This is a genomic window from Streptomyces lunaelactis (genome assembly GCF_003054555.1).
GTDB classification, from domain to species: Bacteria; Actinomycetota; Actinomycetes; order Streptomycetales; family Streptomycetaceae; genus Streptomyces; species Streptomyces lunaelactis.
On record NZ_CP026304.1, the window covers coordinates 3,632,842 to 3,646,111 of the forward strand.

General features: G+C 71.0%; 12 protein-coding genes. 4 read left to right on the forward strand and 8 right to left on the reverse strand.

Annotation, left to right across the window (positions count from 1 at the left end):
- Window positions 1-2: 2 nt before the first annotated feature.
- Together SLUN_RS16290 and SLUN_RS16295 are read left to right on the forward strand one after the other, a co-directional pair.
- Complete coding sequence (locus SLUN_RS16290) at window positions 3-797, forward strand: DUF817 domain-containing protein (protein ID WP_108149179.1); 795 nt, start codon at window positions 3-5, stop codon at window positions 795-797.
- A 20-nt stretch (window positions 798-817) separates the two neighbouring features.
- Window positions 818-1,288: a VOC family protein gene (locus tag SLUN_RS16295; protein ID WP_108149180.1), complete on the forward strand. Its 471-nt coding sequence runs from the start codon at window positions 818-820 to the stop codon at window positions 1,286-1,288.
- Window positions 1,289-1,318: 30 nt separating this feature from the next.
- On the opposite strand, the gene SLUN_RS16300 is transcribed toward SLUN_RS16295, so the two are convergent.
- The 5 genes from SLUN_RS16300 to SLUN_RS16320 all read right to left on the reverse strand — a co-directional run bounded on the left by SLUN_RS16300 (window position 1,319) and on the right by SLUN_RS16320 (window position 5,986).
- Window positions 1,319-2,086 (reverse strand): SDR family NAD(P)-dependent oxidoreductase, encoded by a 768-nt coding sequence (locus SLUN_RS16300; protein ID WP_108149181.1) that lies wholly within the window; start codon window positions 2,084-2,086, stop codon window positions 1,319-1,321.
- Window positions 2,083-3,273 carry a serine hydrolase domain-containing protein gene (locus SLUN_RS16305; protein ID WP_108149182.1) on the reverse strand — a complete coding sequence of 397 codons (1,191 nt, stop codon included), beginning with the start codon at window positions 3,271-3,273 and terminating at the stop codon, window positions 2,083-2,085. Before SLUN_RS16305 ends, SLUN_RS16300 begins: the two co-directional genes overlap by 4 nt.
- Window positions 3,274-3,361: 88 nt before the next feature.
- A complete protein-coding gene (locus SLUN_RS16310; RefSeq protein WP_175313652.1) occupies window positions 3,362-4,147 on the reverse strand; it encodes an energy-coupling factor ABC transporter ATP-binding protein in 786 nt (261 codons plus the stop codon).
- Complete coding sequence (cbiQ, locus tag SLUN_RS16315; RefSeq protein WP_108149183.1) at window positions 4,144-4,905, reverse strand: cobalt ECF transporter T component CbiQ; 762 nt, start codon at window positions 4,903-4,905, stop codon at window positions 4,144-4,146. Before cbiQ ends, SLUN_RS16310 begins: the two co-directional genes overlap by 4 nt.
- Before the next feature lies 1 nt (window position 4,906).
- Window positions 4,907-5,986, reverse strand: coding sequence for an energy-coupling factor ABC transporter permease (locus SLUN_RS16320; RefSeq protein WP_108149184.1), 1,080 nt, complete (start codon window positions 5,984-5,986; stop codon window positions 4,907-4,909).
- A gap of 155 nt (window positions 5,987-6,141) precedes the next feature.
- Here SLUN_RS16320 and SLUN_RS16325 point away from each other — a divergent pair, with 155 nt between their 5' ends.
- On the forward strand, window positions 6,142-6,489 hold the full coding sequence (locus SLUN_RS16325; RefSeq protein ID WP_108149185.1) for an SsgA family sporulation/cell division regulator: 348 nt from the start codon (window positions 6,142-6,144) through the stop codon (window positions 6,487-6,489).
- A 106-nt stretch (window positions 6,490-6,595) separates the two neighbouring features.
- Here the strand turns inward: SLUN_RS16325 and SLUN_RS16330 are convergent, their stop codons facing one another.
- Together SLUN_RS16330 and SLUN_RS16335 are read right to left on the reverse strand one after the other, a co-directional pair.
- Entirely contained in the window at window positions 6,596-8,761 is a 2,166-nt protein-coding gene (locus tag SLUN_RS16330; RefSeq protein WP_108149186.1) for an MMPL family transporter, read from the reverse strand.
- 97 nt (window positions 8,762-8,858) lie between these two features.
- Window positions 8,859-9,431 carry a TetR/AcrR family transcriptional regulator gene (locus tag SLUN_RS16335; RefSeq protein WP_108149187.1) on the reverse strand — a complete coding sequence of 191 codons (573 nt, stop codon included), beginning with the start codon at window positions 9,429-9,431 and terminating at the stop codon, window positions 8,859-8,861.
- A 134-nt stretch (window positions 9,432-9,565) separates the two neighbouring features.
- Between SLUN_RS16335 and SLUN_RS16340 the strand changes: the two genes are divergently transcribed.
- On the forward strand, window positions 9,566-12,895 hold the full coding sequence (locus SLUN_RS16340; protein ID WP_108149188.1) for a S41 family peptidase: 3,330 nt from the start codon (window positions 9,566-9,568) through the stop codon (window positions 12,893-12,895).
- A 116-nt stretch (window positions 12,896-13,011) separates the two neighbouring features.
- Here SLUN_RS16340 and SLUN_RS16345 read toward each other — a convergent pair whose 3' ends face one another.
- Entirely contained in the window at window positions 13,012-13,197 is a 186-nt protein-coding gene (locus SLUN_RS16345) for a hypothetical protein (protein WP_108149189.1), read from the reverse strand.
- Between the last annotated feature and the right edge of the window lie 73 nt (window positions 13,198-13,270).

Here is a 13,270-nt window from a genome sequence, read left to right on the forward strand (position 1 = left end):
CCATGTCGAGCGTCTTTCCCGGCATGGGGATGATCAGGCACTGGACACATCAGCTGCTCCGCTTCGGCTGGCTGCAGGCACGCTGCTGCGCCTTCGCCGTCGCGCTCATCGGCGGAATCGCGGTCTCGGGCCTGCTGCCCGAACTGCCGGTCGCCCGCTACGACCTGGTGCTGATCTACGGAATCCTGCTCGCGGTACTGGCCAGGAAACTCGGCTGGGACAGCGCACGCGACACCGCGGTGATCGCCGGCTGCCATCTCATCGGGCTGCTCTTCGAGTTGGTGAAGGTGCGGATGGGGTCCTGGAGCTACCCGGAGGAGGCGCTGACGAAGGTCGCGGGGGTGCCCCTGTACGGCGGCTTCCTGTACGCGGCCGTGGGCAGCTACGTCTGCCGCGCCTGGCACCTGTTCGAGCTGCGCCTGGACGGCTACCGGCCCCGGATGATGGCGGCGCTCGCCGGCGCGGTCTATCTGAACTTCTTCAGCCACCACTGGCTGCCCGACCTCCGCTGGGCGCTGGCCGCGCTGCTGCTGTGCGCGACCGCCGGGACGTGGGTGCGCTACCAGGTTGGGGCGCGGCACTACCGCATGCCGCTCGCCCTGTCGTTCGTCCTCATCGGGTTCTTCCTCTGGGTCGCGGAGAACGCAGCGACCTACGCGGGCGCCTGGAGCTATCCGGACCAACTGACCGGCTGGCAGCCGGTCTCGGTGGCGAAGTTCGGGGCATGGGCGCTGCTGATCTCCGTGACCTTCGTGCTGGCGGCCGGGCAGCGCCGCGCGGCACCCCGGCTGTCATAGGCGGGGCGTACGGTCGTTTCATGGCAGCCAGAATCGATTTGACGCTCGACTGCACGGACGCCCAGCTGCTAGCGGAGTTCTGGAAGTCGGCGCTTGGGTACATCGACGAGCCACCGCCCCCGCCGTTCAAGACCCGCGAGGAGTGGCTCGCGCAGTTCGACCTGCCGGAGGACGACTCCGAGGACGACGGGGCGTGGCTCTGCGATCCGGACGGCGTGGGACCCCGGCTCTCGATCCTCAAGGTGCCGGAGCCGAAGACCGCGAAGAACCGGCTCCATATGGATGTCCGGGTGCCCGGTCACGGCAGCCCCGAGGAGCGGTGGGAGCGGATCCGGGCGAATTCCGAGCGGCTGGTGAAGGCGGGCGGGAGCGTCCTGGAGGAAGTCGACGGCCATCACGTCGTGATGGCGGACCCGGAGGGCAATGAGTTCTGCGTGGCCGCAGGCCCGGCGCAGACCCCGGGCCCGGCGCAGACCGCGGGCCCCGCGTAAACGGGCGGGCCCCGCGTTACGGAACGCGGCTCACTCCGCCGCCATGACCTGGCCGAACGCCGCGTTCACCGCGAGCAGTCCGCCGTCCACCCGCAGCGTCGTGCCGGTGATCCAGGCCGCGTCGCTCGAGGCCAGGAAGGCCACCGCCCCTGCGATGTCCTCCGGCTCGCCGACCCGGCCCAGCGGGTAGACGCGGCTCAGGGCGTCGAGGCTCGCCTCGCGGCCCGACCAGGCGGGCGTACGAATCGTGCCCGGGGTGACCTGGTTGACCCGGACGCCGCGGGGGGCCGCGTCGCCCGCCAGCGTGCGGGTCAGCGAGGCAAGGCCGGCCTTGGCGGCGCTGTAGGCGTGGTTGCCGAAGTCCTGTTCGCCGTTGACCGAGCCGATGTTGACGATCGCACCGCGGCCGCTCGCCGCCAGGTGCGGAAGGGCCGCGCGGGCGCAGCGGAAGGCGCCGGTCAGGGTGACGTCCAGGTCCCGCTGCCAGGAGTCGTCCGGCTGATCCTCGACGAGCGGGGTGTCGGGGCCGCAGGAGTACGCGTTGTTGACCAGGACGTCCAGGGCGCCGAAGCGCTCGACGGCGTACGCGACGGCCGCCTCGACCGACGCACGGTCGCTCACGTCGCAGCGGAAGGACGCGGCCCCCTCGATGCTTCCGGCCACCTTCGCGGCGCGTTCCTCGTCCACATCGGTGACCAGGACGCGGGCTCCTTCGGAGGCGAGCCTGCGCGCGCTCGCCTCGCCGATACCGCGCCCCGCGCCCGTGATCAGTACGGCGTACCCCTCGAAACGTGTCATATGACCGAACGTACCGCCCTGATCAGCGCCTGGGCGCGGGGATCGGCCGTAACTCCCTTGCGCATGCCGTTGGTTGTGTAGCCCAGCGCGATGCCCGACTCGGGGTCGGCGAAGCCGAGCGGGCCGCCGCGGCCCGGGTGGCCGAAGGAGCCGGGGCCGAGCAGCGGCGAGGAGGCGCTGTGCAGCATGAAGCCGAGGCCGAAGCGGGTGGGCACGATCAGGACCCGGTCCGGGCCCGACGACTCCTCGGTGCGGGCGAGAGTGACGGTGGCCGGGGCGAACAGCCGCGGTCCGCCGTCGACCTCGCCGATCGTCGCGGCGTAGAAGCGGGCCAGCGCGCGGGCGGTGGATATGCCGTTCGCGCCCGCGAGTTCGGCGGCGCAGAACTGCGGATCGTTCTGGTCCGGGGCGGGGTCGATCGCCCCGAAGGCGCGGCGGGTGAGGGACTCAGGGTCGTGATAGGCCTCGGAGACCGCGCGCTTGGGGCGCAGCTTGAGGCCGCCGCCGTCCGCCGCGGCCGACTCCTCGACGGGGCCGGTCCGGCCCATCCGGCGGGCCTCCTCCTGCGGCAGCCCGATCCAGAAGTCCAGGCCGAGCGGGCGGGCGATCTCCTCTGCGACCCAGCGGCCGATGGTCCTGCCGGTGACCCGGCGCACCAGTTCGCCGATCAGCCAGCTGTAGGTGTGCGCGTGGTAGCCGTGGTCGGTGCCGGGCTCCCAGGCGGGGCGCTGCGCGGCCAGTGCGGCCGGGCCGCTGACGCCGTCGGCGGCCTCGGCCAGGGTGAGCGGGCGGTCCAGGACGGGCAGCCCGGCGCGGTGCGAGAGCAGTTGGCGTACGACCACCCGCTCCTTGCCGGCGGCCTTGAACTCCGGCCAGTACGTGCCGACCGGGGCGTCCAGGTCGATCTGGCCGCGCTGGTGGAGCAGCAGAACGACGGCCGCGGCGAGGCCCTTGGTCGCGGAGCGTACGACCTGCGCGGTGTCCACGGCCCAGGGTTCATGGCCGTCCGCGTCCCTGGTGCCGGCCCACAGATCGACGACCTTGCGCCCGTCCCGGTAGACGGCGACGGCCGCCCCGCGCTCGCCACGCCGCTCGAAGTTGCCTGCGAAGGCGTCCCGGACCGGCTCGAAGCCTTCCGCCACCGTGCCCCGGACGTCCACCGTGCCTGCTCTCCCGCTGCCGCTCATCCACCCATGGTGCAGGGTGGCCCGCCGGATTTGACTCAGGGGTCAGCTCAGCACGGTTTCAGCGCAGCACGGGTCAGCTCAGCACGGGTCAGCTCAGCATGACGGACTTCGGACTGAAACCGAACGGCAGCTCCAGGCGGTGCGCCCGCATCAGCTCCTCGTCGCTCAGCAGATCCTGTGTACGTCCGTCCGCCGCGATCACGCCCTGGCTGAGGATCACCGCCCGCGGGCACAGCTCCAGCGCGTACGGCAGATCGTGCGTCACCATCAGCACCGTGACGTCCAACGACCGCAGAATGTCGGCCAGTTCACGCCGCGACGCCGGGTCGAGGTTGGACGAGGGCTCGTCGAGTACGAGGATCTCCGGCTCCATCGCGAGCACGGTGGCGACCGCGACCCGGCGCCGCTGACCGAAGGAGAGATGGTGCGGCGGCCGGTCCGCGAACTCCGCCATGCCGACCTGCTCCAGCGCCCTACGGACCCGCGCCTCCAGCTCCGCGCCGCGCATGCCCGAGGCCGCGGGCCCGAAGGCCACGTCCTCCCGGACCGTCGGCATGAACAGCTGGTCGTCCGGGTCCTGGAAGACGATGCCGACCCGGCGGCGGATCTCCGCGAGGTTCGCCCTGGCGACCGGCAGGCCCGCGACCGACACCGAGCCGGCGCCGCCGGCCAGGATGCCGTTGAGGTGCAGGACGAGCGTGGTCTTGCCCGCTCCGTTGGGGCCGAGCAGGGCGATCCGCTCACCGCGCCCGACGGTCAGGTCGACGCCGAAGAGGGCCTGGTGGCCGTCGGGGTAGGCGTAGGCGAGGCCGGAGACTTCCAGCGACGCGGCGGTCGAAGGGGCGGCCGAGGAGTCGGCCAGAGGGTCGGTCATAGCGTCCAGCCAAGCAGACAGACCGCGAGGGCGGTCAGCGGGAGTGCGGCGGCGTACGTCCACTGCGCGCGGCTCGCGGTCACCTCGTCGATGACCGGCATGGTCCCGGTGTACCCCCGGCTCACCATCGCAAGATGCACCCGCTCGCCGCGCTCGTAGGAGCGGATGAAGAGGGCGCCCGCGGACTTGGCGAGGACGCCCCAGTGCCGCACGCCGCTCGCCTCGAACCCGCGTGACCTGCGCGCGATGGACATCCGGCGCATCTCGTCGGTGATGACATCGCCGTACCGGATCATGAAGGACGCGATCTGGACCAGCAGCGGCGGCAGTCTGAGCCGCTGGAGGCCGAGCAGCAGGGAGCGCAGCTCGGTCGTCGAGGCGAGGATGACGGACGCGGCGACGCCCAGCGTCCCCTTGGCGAGGATGTTCCAGGCGCCCCAGAGGCCGGGGACGCTCATCGGGATGCCGAGTACGGAGACCTGCTCGCCGGGCACCACGAAGGGCATCAGCAGCGCGAAGGCCACGAACGGGATCTCGATGAGGAGCCGGCGCAGCAGGAACCGGGCGGGGATTGCGGCCGCGGCCGCGACCGCGGCGAGCAGCACCGCGTACAGGGCAAAGGCCCAGACCGCCTCGCGCGGCGTGGAGACCACGACCAGCACGAAGCAGAAGACGGCGACGAGCTTGCAGTGCGGCGGCAGGTCGTGGACCGGCGAGTGCCCGTGCCGGTAGAGCTTGTGCGAGTGGCCCGCGCCCATGTCAGACCGACTCCGGCACGCGGGTCGGCCCGGCGTCGGTCGTACGGCGGCGGCGTACGGCCCAGAAGATCCCGCTGCCCACGACGACCGTGGCGCCGACGCCGATGACGCCCGCGAGTCCGCCGGAGATCCGGGGGTCGGAGACGTCCTCGACTCCGTAGTCGGCGAGTGGCGAGCCGGCCGCCGCGTGCTCCTCCGTGTTCTTGTCGATGCCCTGGTCGGCGGCGACCTTCTCGAGGCCGTCGGGGCTGGCGGAGGCGTAGAAGGAGACGAAGCCGGCGAGGACGAGCGCGGTCACCAGGCCGGTCAGCCAGAGCTTGCGGGGCGAGCGGGCGGCGACCGGGGCGGGGGCGGCAGCGGGCTCGGCGTCGACCAGCTCGCCGCCGATGCGCAGCTTGAGTGGGGTGGAGAGCCCGCGGGCGCCGTGGACCAGGTCGGGCCGTACGGCGACGACGGCGCCCACCGTCAGCATCGTGATCACGGCCTCGCCGATGCCGATCAGGCCATGGACGCCGACCATCGCGGTCAGCACCTTGCCCACGGGGACGTCGGTGGTCCCGCCGATCGCGTAGATCAGGGTGAAGGCGCCGGCCGCGGCCGGTACGGACACGACCGCGGCGACGAAGGAGGCGACGGTGATCGAGCGGCGTCCGCGCGGCAGCACCGTGACCAGTCCGCGGAAGAGCGCGTACGCGACGACGACCGTGACCACGCCCATGACGGTGATGTTCACGCCGAGCGCGGTGAGGCCGCCGTCCGCGAACAGGAGGCCCTGCATCAGCAGGACGACGGCTATGCAGAGCACTCCGGTGAACGGACCGACGAGGATCGCGGCGAGCGCGCCGCCCAGCAGATGGCCACTGGTGCCTGCCGCGACGGGAAAGTTCAGCATCTGCACGGCGAAGATGAAGGCGGCGACGAGGCCCGCCAGCGGCGCGGTGCGCTCGGCGCCGGCGAGCGCCACTGCCGAACCGCCCAGCTCACGGCGGGCGCCACGCAGACTCACCGCGACGGCGCCGGCGGCGACGACTCCTGCGGCCACCGACACCGGCGCGTTGATGAATCCGTCTGGGACATGCATGGAGGACTCCGCTTCGGACAGACGAATAACTGCTCAAGGATAGTGCCTTGTTGCAAACCAGTTGCAAGAGCGGGTCTGTCACAAATGAACGCGCCCCATTGCCCAAAAATATGGGACATTAGAGGGCATATACGACGATCGTAAGGAGTCGGCCAATGACCGCAGTCGTCGAAGATCATGCATTGGGCCGGATCGTCACGGACGCACCGCAGTACCGCTCCGTCCACGTCGCCCTCCGCTACGACCCCGACGGGGACCCGGATGCGGTGAGCTTCGCCTTCCCCAGCGGCCGGGACTGGACCTTCCCCCGCGAGCTGCTGGAGACCGGACTTCGCGGGCCCGTCCGCCGCGGTGACATAGAGGTATGGCCGTGCGGCCGGGTCCAGGCAGTGGTGGAGTTCCATACCCCGGACGGCGTAGCGGTGGTCCAGTTCGACTCCAAGGTGCTCATCCGCTTCCTGAGCCACACATACGCGGTGGCCGCACCCGCCGGCGCAAGCTGACGAATACGGCCACCGGATTCCGCGGCGGCCCCCGTCCCCACGGTGCCGTCGCGCTGCCGGGGGCGCGCACCGCTCGAAGCGACGCCCCCGGAGTACGTGCCTGGGCTCAGACGCGTACCAACTCTCGCTCCGCGTCCGGATCCTCGGGACCGACGGCGAGTTCCTTGCGGAGCTGCTCGCCCTCCACGTCCACATTGGGCAGCAGCCGGTCCAGCCAGCGCGGCAGCCACCACGCCTTGTGGCCGAGCAGCGCCAGCACCGCGGGCACGATCGCCATCCGGACCACGAAGGCGTCGAAGAGGACCGCGATCGCGAGGCCGAAGCCGATCATCTTGATCATCTGCTCACTGGAGCCGATGAAGCCGGAGAAGACCGCCATCATGATCACCGCGGCCGCGGTGACGACCCGGGCCCCGTGCTTGAAGCCGGTGACGATCGCCTCGCCGGGCCGCTCCCCGTGGACGTACGCCTCCCTCATCCGCGTGACCAGGAAGACCTCGTAGTCCATGGCGAGACCGAAGACGACGCCCACCATGAAGATCGGCATCATCGACATGATCGGGCCGGTCTGTTCGACGCCGAGCAGCGAGCCGAGCCAGCCCCACTGGAAGACGGCGACGACCGCGCCCAGCGCCGCGACGACGGAGAGCAGGAAGCCGAGGGCCGCCTTGAGCGGTACCAGCACCGAGCGGAAGACCACCATCAGCAGCAGGAAGGCGAGACCGACGACGAGCGCGAGATAGGGCAGCAGCGCGTCGTTCATCTTCTGCGAGAAGTCGATGTTCATCGCGGTCGCACCGGTGATGAGTACGTCGTCACCACTGTCCGCCCGGATGGAATGGACGAGGCTCTCGGTCTCGGCCGAGGACGGACGGTCCTTCGGTATGACCGTGATCATCGCGGTGTCGCCGGCCTTGTTGAGGGTCGGCGGGGTGACGGCCGCGACACCGTCGAGGCCCTTGATCTCCGTGACGGTACGGTCGGCCGCACCCTTGTCGCCGTCGACGACCACCAGCAGCGGACCGTTGAAGCCGGGGCCGAAGCCGTCGGACAGCGTGTCGTAGGCCTTGCGCTGGGTGGTGCTGACCGGCTGCGAGCCGTCGTCGGGCAGACCCAACTCCAGCGACGCGGCCGGCAGGGCGATGGCGCCGAGGCCGATGACACCGACGAGCAGCACCATCACCGGGCGGCGCAGCACGAAGCGCGCCCAGCGGGTGCCCATGTTCGGCTTGTCGCCCGCCGGCTGACCCTTGCGCGCCTTGCGGCCGAGCACCCGCTTGCCCGCGAAGCCGAGCAGGGCGGGGATGAGGGTGAGCGCGATGAGGACCGCGATCACGACCGTGCCGGCGGCCGCGAAGCCCATCTTGGTGAGCATCGGGATGTTGACGACGGCGAGGCCGACGAGCGCGATGACCACGGTCAGGCCCGCGAAGACGACCGCGGAGCCCGCGGTGCCGACGGCCCGTCCCGCCGCTTCCTCGCGACTCCGGCCCTCGGCGAGCTCGGCGCGGTAGCGGGAGACGATGAAGAGCGCGTAGTCGATGCCGACCGCCAGGCCGATCATCATCGCCAGCGTCGATGTGGTGGAGCCGAGGTCGAGAACGTTCGCCAGCGCGGTGATCGTGGAGATCCCGATGCCGACGCCGATGATCGCGGTCAGCAGCGGAAGTCCGGCCGCGACCAGCGAGCCGAAGGTGATGACCAGGACCACCGCGGCGATGCCGACACCGATGATCTCGCCCGCCCCGGTCTCCGGGACGGCCTGCAGCGCGTCGCCGCCGATCTCGACGGTCAGCCCGGCGTCACGCGCGGCCGTGCCGGTCTTCTCCAGCGCCTCACGGGTCTCGTCGGTCAGCTCCATCGAGCTGACCTTGTACGAGACGGATATGTACGCCGTCCCGCCGTTCTTGGAGACCGCGTTGGCGGTGTACGGGTCGGTGACGGAGGCGATCTGGTCGGAGCCGGCCTTCAGCTCGGCGACCGCCTTGTTCACCTCGGCCTTGCTGGCCGGTTCGGTCATCTTCCGGCCGTCGGGGGCCTGGAAGACGACATTGGCGGTCGCACCGTCGGGGCTGGCCCCGGGGAAGCGCTCTTCCAGCAGGTCGAAGGCCTTCTGGGCCTCCGTGCCCGGGACCGAGAAGGACGAGGAGGTGGCGGTGGACGCGGAGGCCGCGCCGACTCCGGCGAGTGCCAGCAACGCCACCCACAGCAGGGCGACGAGACGGCGGCGCCGGAAGGCGAACCGTCCGAGTTTATAGAGAAACGTGGCCACGAGGGCGTACTCCCGTGAGTGAGGTGAACAGGGCATGGGGAGCCGGCCCGACGACGAGAGCGGCGCGCGTCAGGAGGTGCTGGGTGGTGCGGGGAGATCAGATGCCGAGGGCGGGGAGGACCACGGCATCGAGGTAGGAGGAGATGAAGTCCCGGTCGACCGACCGGTCCTCGATCAGCGGACGTGCGATGAAAGCGCCGACCAGCATGTGCGGGACGTATTTCAGCGCAGGGTTGTCCGCGGGGAGTTCACCCCGGTCCACGGCGCGCTGCACCAGCGTGTCGAGCCCGGTCATCTCCGGGTCGATCAGCAGGTCCCGCAGCGCCTGGTGGAGATCGGGATTCTCGTGGATGGCATGGGCCAGACCCCGCATGAGCGCGGAGTCCTTCTCCATCTGGCAGTCGTCCATGCGATCGACCATCGCGTGGAAGTCGCCACGCAGGGAGCCGGTGTCGATCTCCGCGATGCTCACCGGCTTGTTGTGGCGCAGTGCGCGGGCGACCAGCTCCGGCTTGCTCCCCCACTGGCGGTAGAGGGTGGCCTTGCTGGACCGGGTGCGGGCGGCGACGGCGTCCATGGTGAGACCCTCGTAGCCGGCCGTGCGCAGCAGGTCGAGCACGGCTTCGTACAGCTCGGCCTCGCGCTCGGGCGTGATCCGGCTGCGTGCCATGGTCGACCTCCTTCCTGAACGAAACGGTTTCGTACCGTACGAAGGTAACCCGGATCGCCGGCGAAACGAAATCGTTTCGGTCGTGTTCTGCGTCACAAGTTGCCGCACCCCCCTGACACGGAAAGCATTGGGGGGTGAGTGACGACGTCGCGTATCTCCGTTTCCCGCATCTGCACGACGACTTGCTGTGCTTCGCCGCCGAGGACGACCTCTGGGTCGCGCCCCTGGTGCCGGAGGGACACCGGCCGGGACGGGCCTGGCGGATCACCGTCGACCGGACCAGGGTCGGCCACCCGCGCTTCTCCCCCGACGGCGACCAGATCGCCTACACGACCTGGCGCAGCCTCGACCCCGAGATCCATCTCGCCCCCGTCGCCGGCGGGCCCGCGCGCCGGCTCAGCTACTGGGGCTCCACGGACACCCGGGTCTGCGGCTGGGCGCCGGACGGCCACATCCTCGCCGTCTCCTCGCACGGCCAGCCCTTCTCGTACTTCTCCTGGGCCTACAGCGTGCCCACCGACGGCTCCCCCGGCGGAAAACTGCCGTGGGGCCCGGTCGCCGACATCGCCGTCGCCGACATCGACGGGGAACGGCGCACGCTGCTGCTCACCGGCAAGCCGCCGCACGAACCGGCCGCGTGGAAGCGGTACCGGGGCGGGGCGACGGGCCGGCTGTGGCTGCACGGCGAGCGACTGCTCGCCGACCTCGACGGCCATCTGGACTGCGCCATGTTCGTCTCCGGACGCATCGCGTTCCTCTCCGACCACGAGGGCATCGGCAATCTCTACTCCTGCCGGCCCGACGGAACCGGTCTCCTGCGCCACACCGACCATGACGCCTTCTATGCCCGGCACGCCTCGAGCGACGGTCGCAGGGTCGTGTACCAGTGCGCGGGCGACCTGTGGATCGTCGACGACCTGACGGCGCCGGACGCGAAGCCGCGCAAGCTGGAGGTACGCCTCGGCGGCCCGCGCGCCGGACGCCGCGGCTACCAGGTGCCGGCCGCCAGCCACGTCGACGGGATCTCGGTCGACCCGACGGGGCGGGCCAGCGCCGTCACGGTACGCGGCAGCCTGTACTGGCTCACGCACCGCGACGGTCCGGCCCGCACGATCGCGGACACCCCGGGCGTACGGGTACGGATGCCGGAGATGCTCGGCATCGGGGGCCAGGTCGCCTATGTCACGGACGCGGACGGCGAGGACGCCGTCGAGATCGCGTATCTGCCGCGGGCGAGCGGGGAGCCGGAGCCCCGGCGGCTGGCCTCCGGGGAGCTGGGCCGCGTCCAGGAACTGGTGTCGGACCCCGACGGCGAGCGGATCGCGATCGCCGCGCACGACGGGCGCCTGCTGGTGATCACTGTGTCCGAAGAGGCGGCTGCCGCTGCGGGGACTGAGGAGTCCGGGGGCACCTCCGAGGCCGAAGGCTCTGGGGGAGGCGAGGTGACGGAGCTGATCCGCTCCATCAACGGGCCGGTCGGCGACCTGTCGTTCTCGCCGGACGGGACGTGGCTGACCTGGTCGCAGCCCGGTATCGGCCGCTCGCTGCGGCAGATCAAGATGGCCCGGATCAGCGACCGCACGATCGTCGACGTCACCAACGGCCGCTTCGAGGACGAGAATCCGGTCTTCACCAGCGACGGCCGCTACCTCGCCTTCCTCTCCTGGCGGGGCTTCGACCCGGTGTACGACGTGCACACCGGGGACCTGTCGTTCCCGCTGGGCTGCCGTCCCTATCTCGTACCGCTGTCCTCCGCGACGCCGTCGCCCTTCGCGCTGTCGCCGGACGGCCGGCCGGCGGCGGGCGGGCTCGACCCGCTGGACGACTCCGGCGACGCCGGAGGCGGCACGACGGTCGAGATCGAGGGGCTGGAGAGCCGGGTGACGCCGTTCCCCGTGACGGCCTCCAAGTACTCGGCGCTCCGTCCGGTCAGCGGCGGAGGCCTGGTCTGGCTGCGCTGGCCGATCTCCGGCGCGCTGGGTGAGACGTTCGTGAATCCGGCGGACACCTCGGGCCGCCCCACGCTGGAGCACTTCGACATCACCAAGGCGCGCAGGACCGAACTGGTAGGCCATCTCGACTGGTTCGCGGTCAGCGGCGACGGCAGCAGGCTGGTGGTCGTGGACGAGGGGGAGCTGCGCGCCGTCCCGGCGACCGAGTCGGGCGACAGCGACTCGACGGTCTATCTGGACCTGCGCCGGATCCTGCACGAGGTCGACCCGCCGTCCGAATGGCGCCAGGCGTACGAGGAGGCGGGCCGACTCATCCGCGCGTACTTCTGGGAGCCGGGGATGTGCGGGATCGACTGGGACGCGGTGTTGCGGCAGTACCGTCCGCTGGTCGAACGGGTGGCGTCGCCGGACGAGTTCGCGGATCTGCTGCGCGAGGTGCTGGGCGAGCTGGGCACGTCCCATGCGTACGTCACCCCGGCTCGCCGGAACGAGGGACCGTCGCACTACCAGCGGCCGATGGGGCTGCTGGGCGCGAATCTGGTGTGCCGGGACGGGGGTTGGACGGTCGCCCGGATCCTGCCGGGCGAGTCGTCGGACTCCAAGGCGCGCTCGCCGCTGGCCGGTACGGGTATCCGCGAGGGCGCGATCCTCACCCACGTGGACGGCCGACCGGTGGACCCGGTGGCCGGCCCGTACCCGATGCTCGCGGCGGCGGGCGGCACGACGGTCGAGCTGACCTTCCGGCCGGCGGAGGGCGAAGGCCGCCCGCGCCGGGTCGCGGTGGTCCCGCTGGTGGACGAACGGCCACTGCGGTACCAGGACTGGGTGGCCAAACGCCGGGAGGTCGTACGGGAGTTGAGCGGCGACAAGTGCGGCTACCTGCACATCCCGGACATGGGCGGGTCGGGGTGGGCGCAGTTCAACCGCGATCTGCGCCTCGAGGTGTCGCGGCCGGCGCTGATCGTGGATGTACGGGGCAATGCGGGCGGCCACATCAGCGAGCTGGTGGTGGAGAAGCTGACGCGGAAGATCCTGGGCTGGGACCTGACGAGGAACGCGCAGCCGGTCTCGTACGCGTCGAACGCGCCGCGCGGTCCGGTGGTGGCACTGGCGGACGAGGCGACGTCCTCGGACGGCGACATGATCACAGCGGCGTTCAAACTGCTGGGCCTGGGCCCGGTGGTGGGCAGCCGGACCTGGGGCGGTGTGGTGGGCATGACGGGCCGGCACCGCCTGGGCGACGGCACGGTGATCACGGTCCCGATGAACGCGGCGTGGTTCGACGCGTACGGCTGGTCGATCGAGAACCACGGAGTCGAGCCGGACCTGGACGCCCTGCGCACCCCCCTGGACTGGGCGGAGGGCCGCCACGCCCAGATGGACGACGCGATCCAACTGGCCCTGGACCTGCTGAAAACCCAGCCCCCGGCGATGCCCCCGGACTACTCGGGCGCCCCTGACCTCCGCCGCCCGAAGCTGCCGCCGCGGAAATCAAGCCCGTCCGGCGATTGAGGATCGCTGAGACCGGGGGTCCGGAGCGGAGCCCCGGGGCAGGGTGCTCCGTACCCCCACACACACAAGAGAGGCGCACCCGTCGTCACAGGTGCGCCCCTCTTGAACCGCTGCGTTCAGTCCCGGTAGTCCTGGTGGAGCTTGTCCTCCGCCTCGCGCATCATTTCCTCCGTGGGCCGGTCCAGCTCATCCCCCTGCATAGTCCGCTCCCACGCCTTGTCGTGCTTACTGCCCGGCGGCGTCGGCTTCGGCTGTTCCCTGCGCTGCTTCGCCATGTCCTGAGACTGGTCTTTCGTGCCCATGGAAGTTCACTCCTCAGGGTGTGAGCGGCCGGGGGCAGCCTCTAGACCCCCCGGCCCCCGACCAGCTTGCCAC

Bases quoted from the DNA above. Each gene is read 5' to 3' on its own strand.
- SLUN_RS16320 (WP_108149184.1), bottom strand. From the start codon at position 5,986: ATGCATGTCCCAGACGGATTCATCAACGCGCCGGTGTCGGTGGCCGCA.
- SLUN_RS16295 (WP_108149180.1), top strand. From the start codon at position 818: ATGGCAGCCAGAATCGATTTGACGCTCGACTGCACGGACGCCCAGCTG.
- SLUN_RS16290 (WP_108149179.1), top strand. From the start codon at position 3: ATGTCGAGCGTCTTTCCCGGCATGGGGATGATCAGGCACTGGACACAT.
- SLUN_RS16300 (WP_108149181.1), bottom strand. From the start codon at position 2,086: ATGACACGTTTCGAGGGGTACGCCGTACTGATCACGGGCGCGGGGCGC.
- SLUN_RS16325 (WP_108149185.1), top strand. From the start codon at position 6,142: ATGACCGCAGTCGTCGAAGATCATGCATTGGGCCGGATCGTCACGGAC.
- cbiQ (WP_108149183.1), bottom strand. From the start codon at position 4,905: ATGGGCGCGGGCCACTCGCACAAGCTCTACCGGCACGGGCACTCGCCG.
- SLUN_RS16335 (WP_108149187.1), bottom strand. From the start codon at position 9,431: ATGGCACGCAGCCGGATCACGCCCGAGCGCGAGGCCGAGCTGTACGAA.
- SLUN_RS16310 (WP_175313652.1), bottom strand. From the start codon at position 4,147: ATGACCGACCCTCTGGCCGACTCCTCGGCCGCCCCTTCGACCGCCGCG.
- SLUN_RS16305 (WP_108149182.1), bottom strand. From the start codon at position 3,273: ATGAGCGGCAGCGGGAGAGCAGGCACGGTGGACGTCCGGGGCACGGTG.
- SLUN_RS16345 (WP_108149189.1), bottom strand. From the start codon at position 13,197: ATGGGCACGAAAGACCAGTCTCAGGACATGGCGAAGCAGCGCAGGGAA.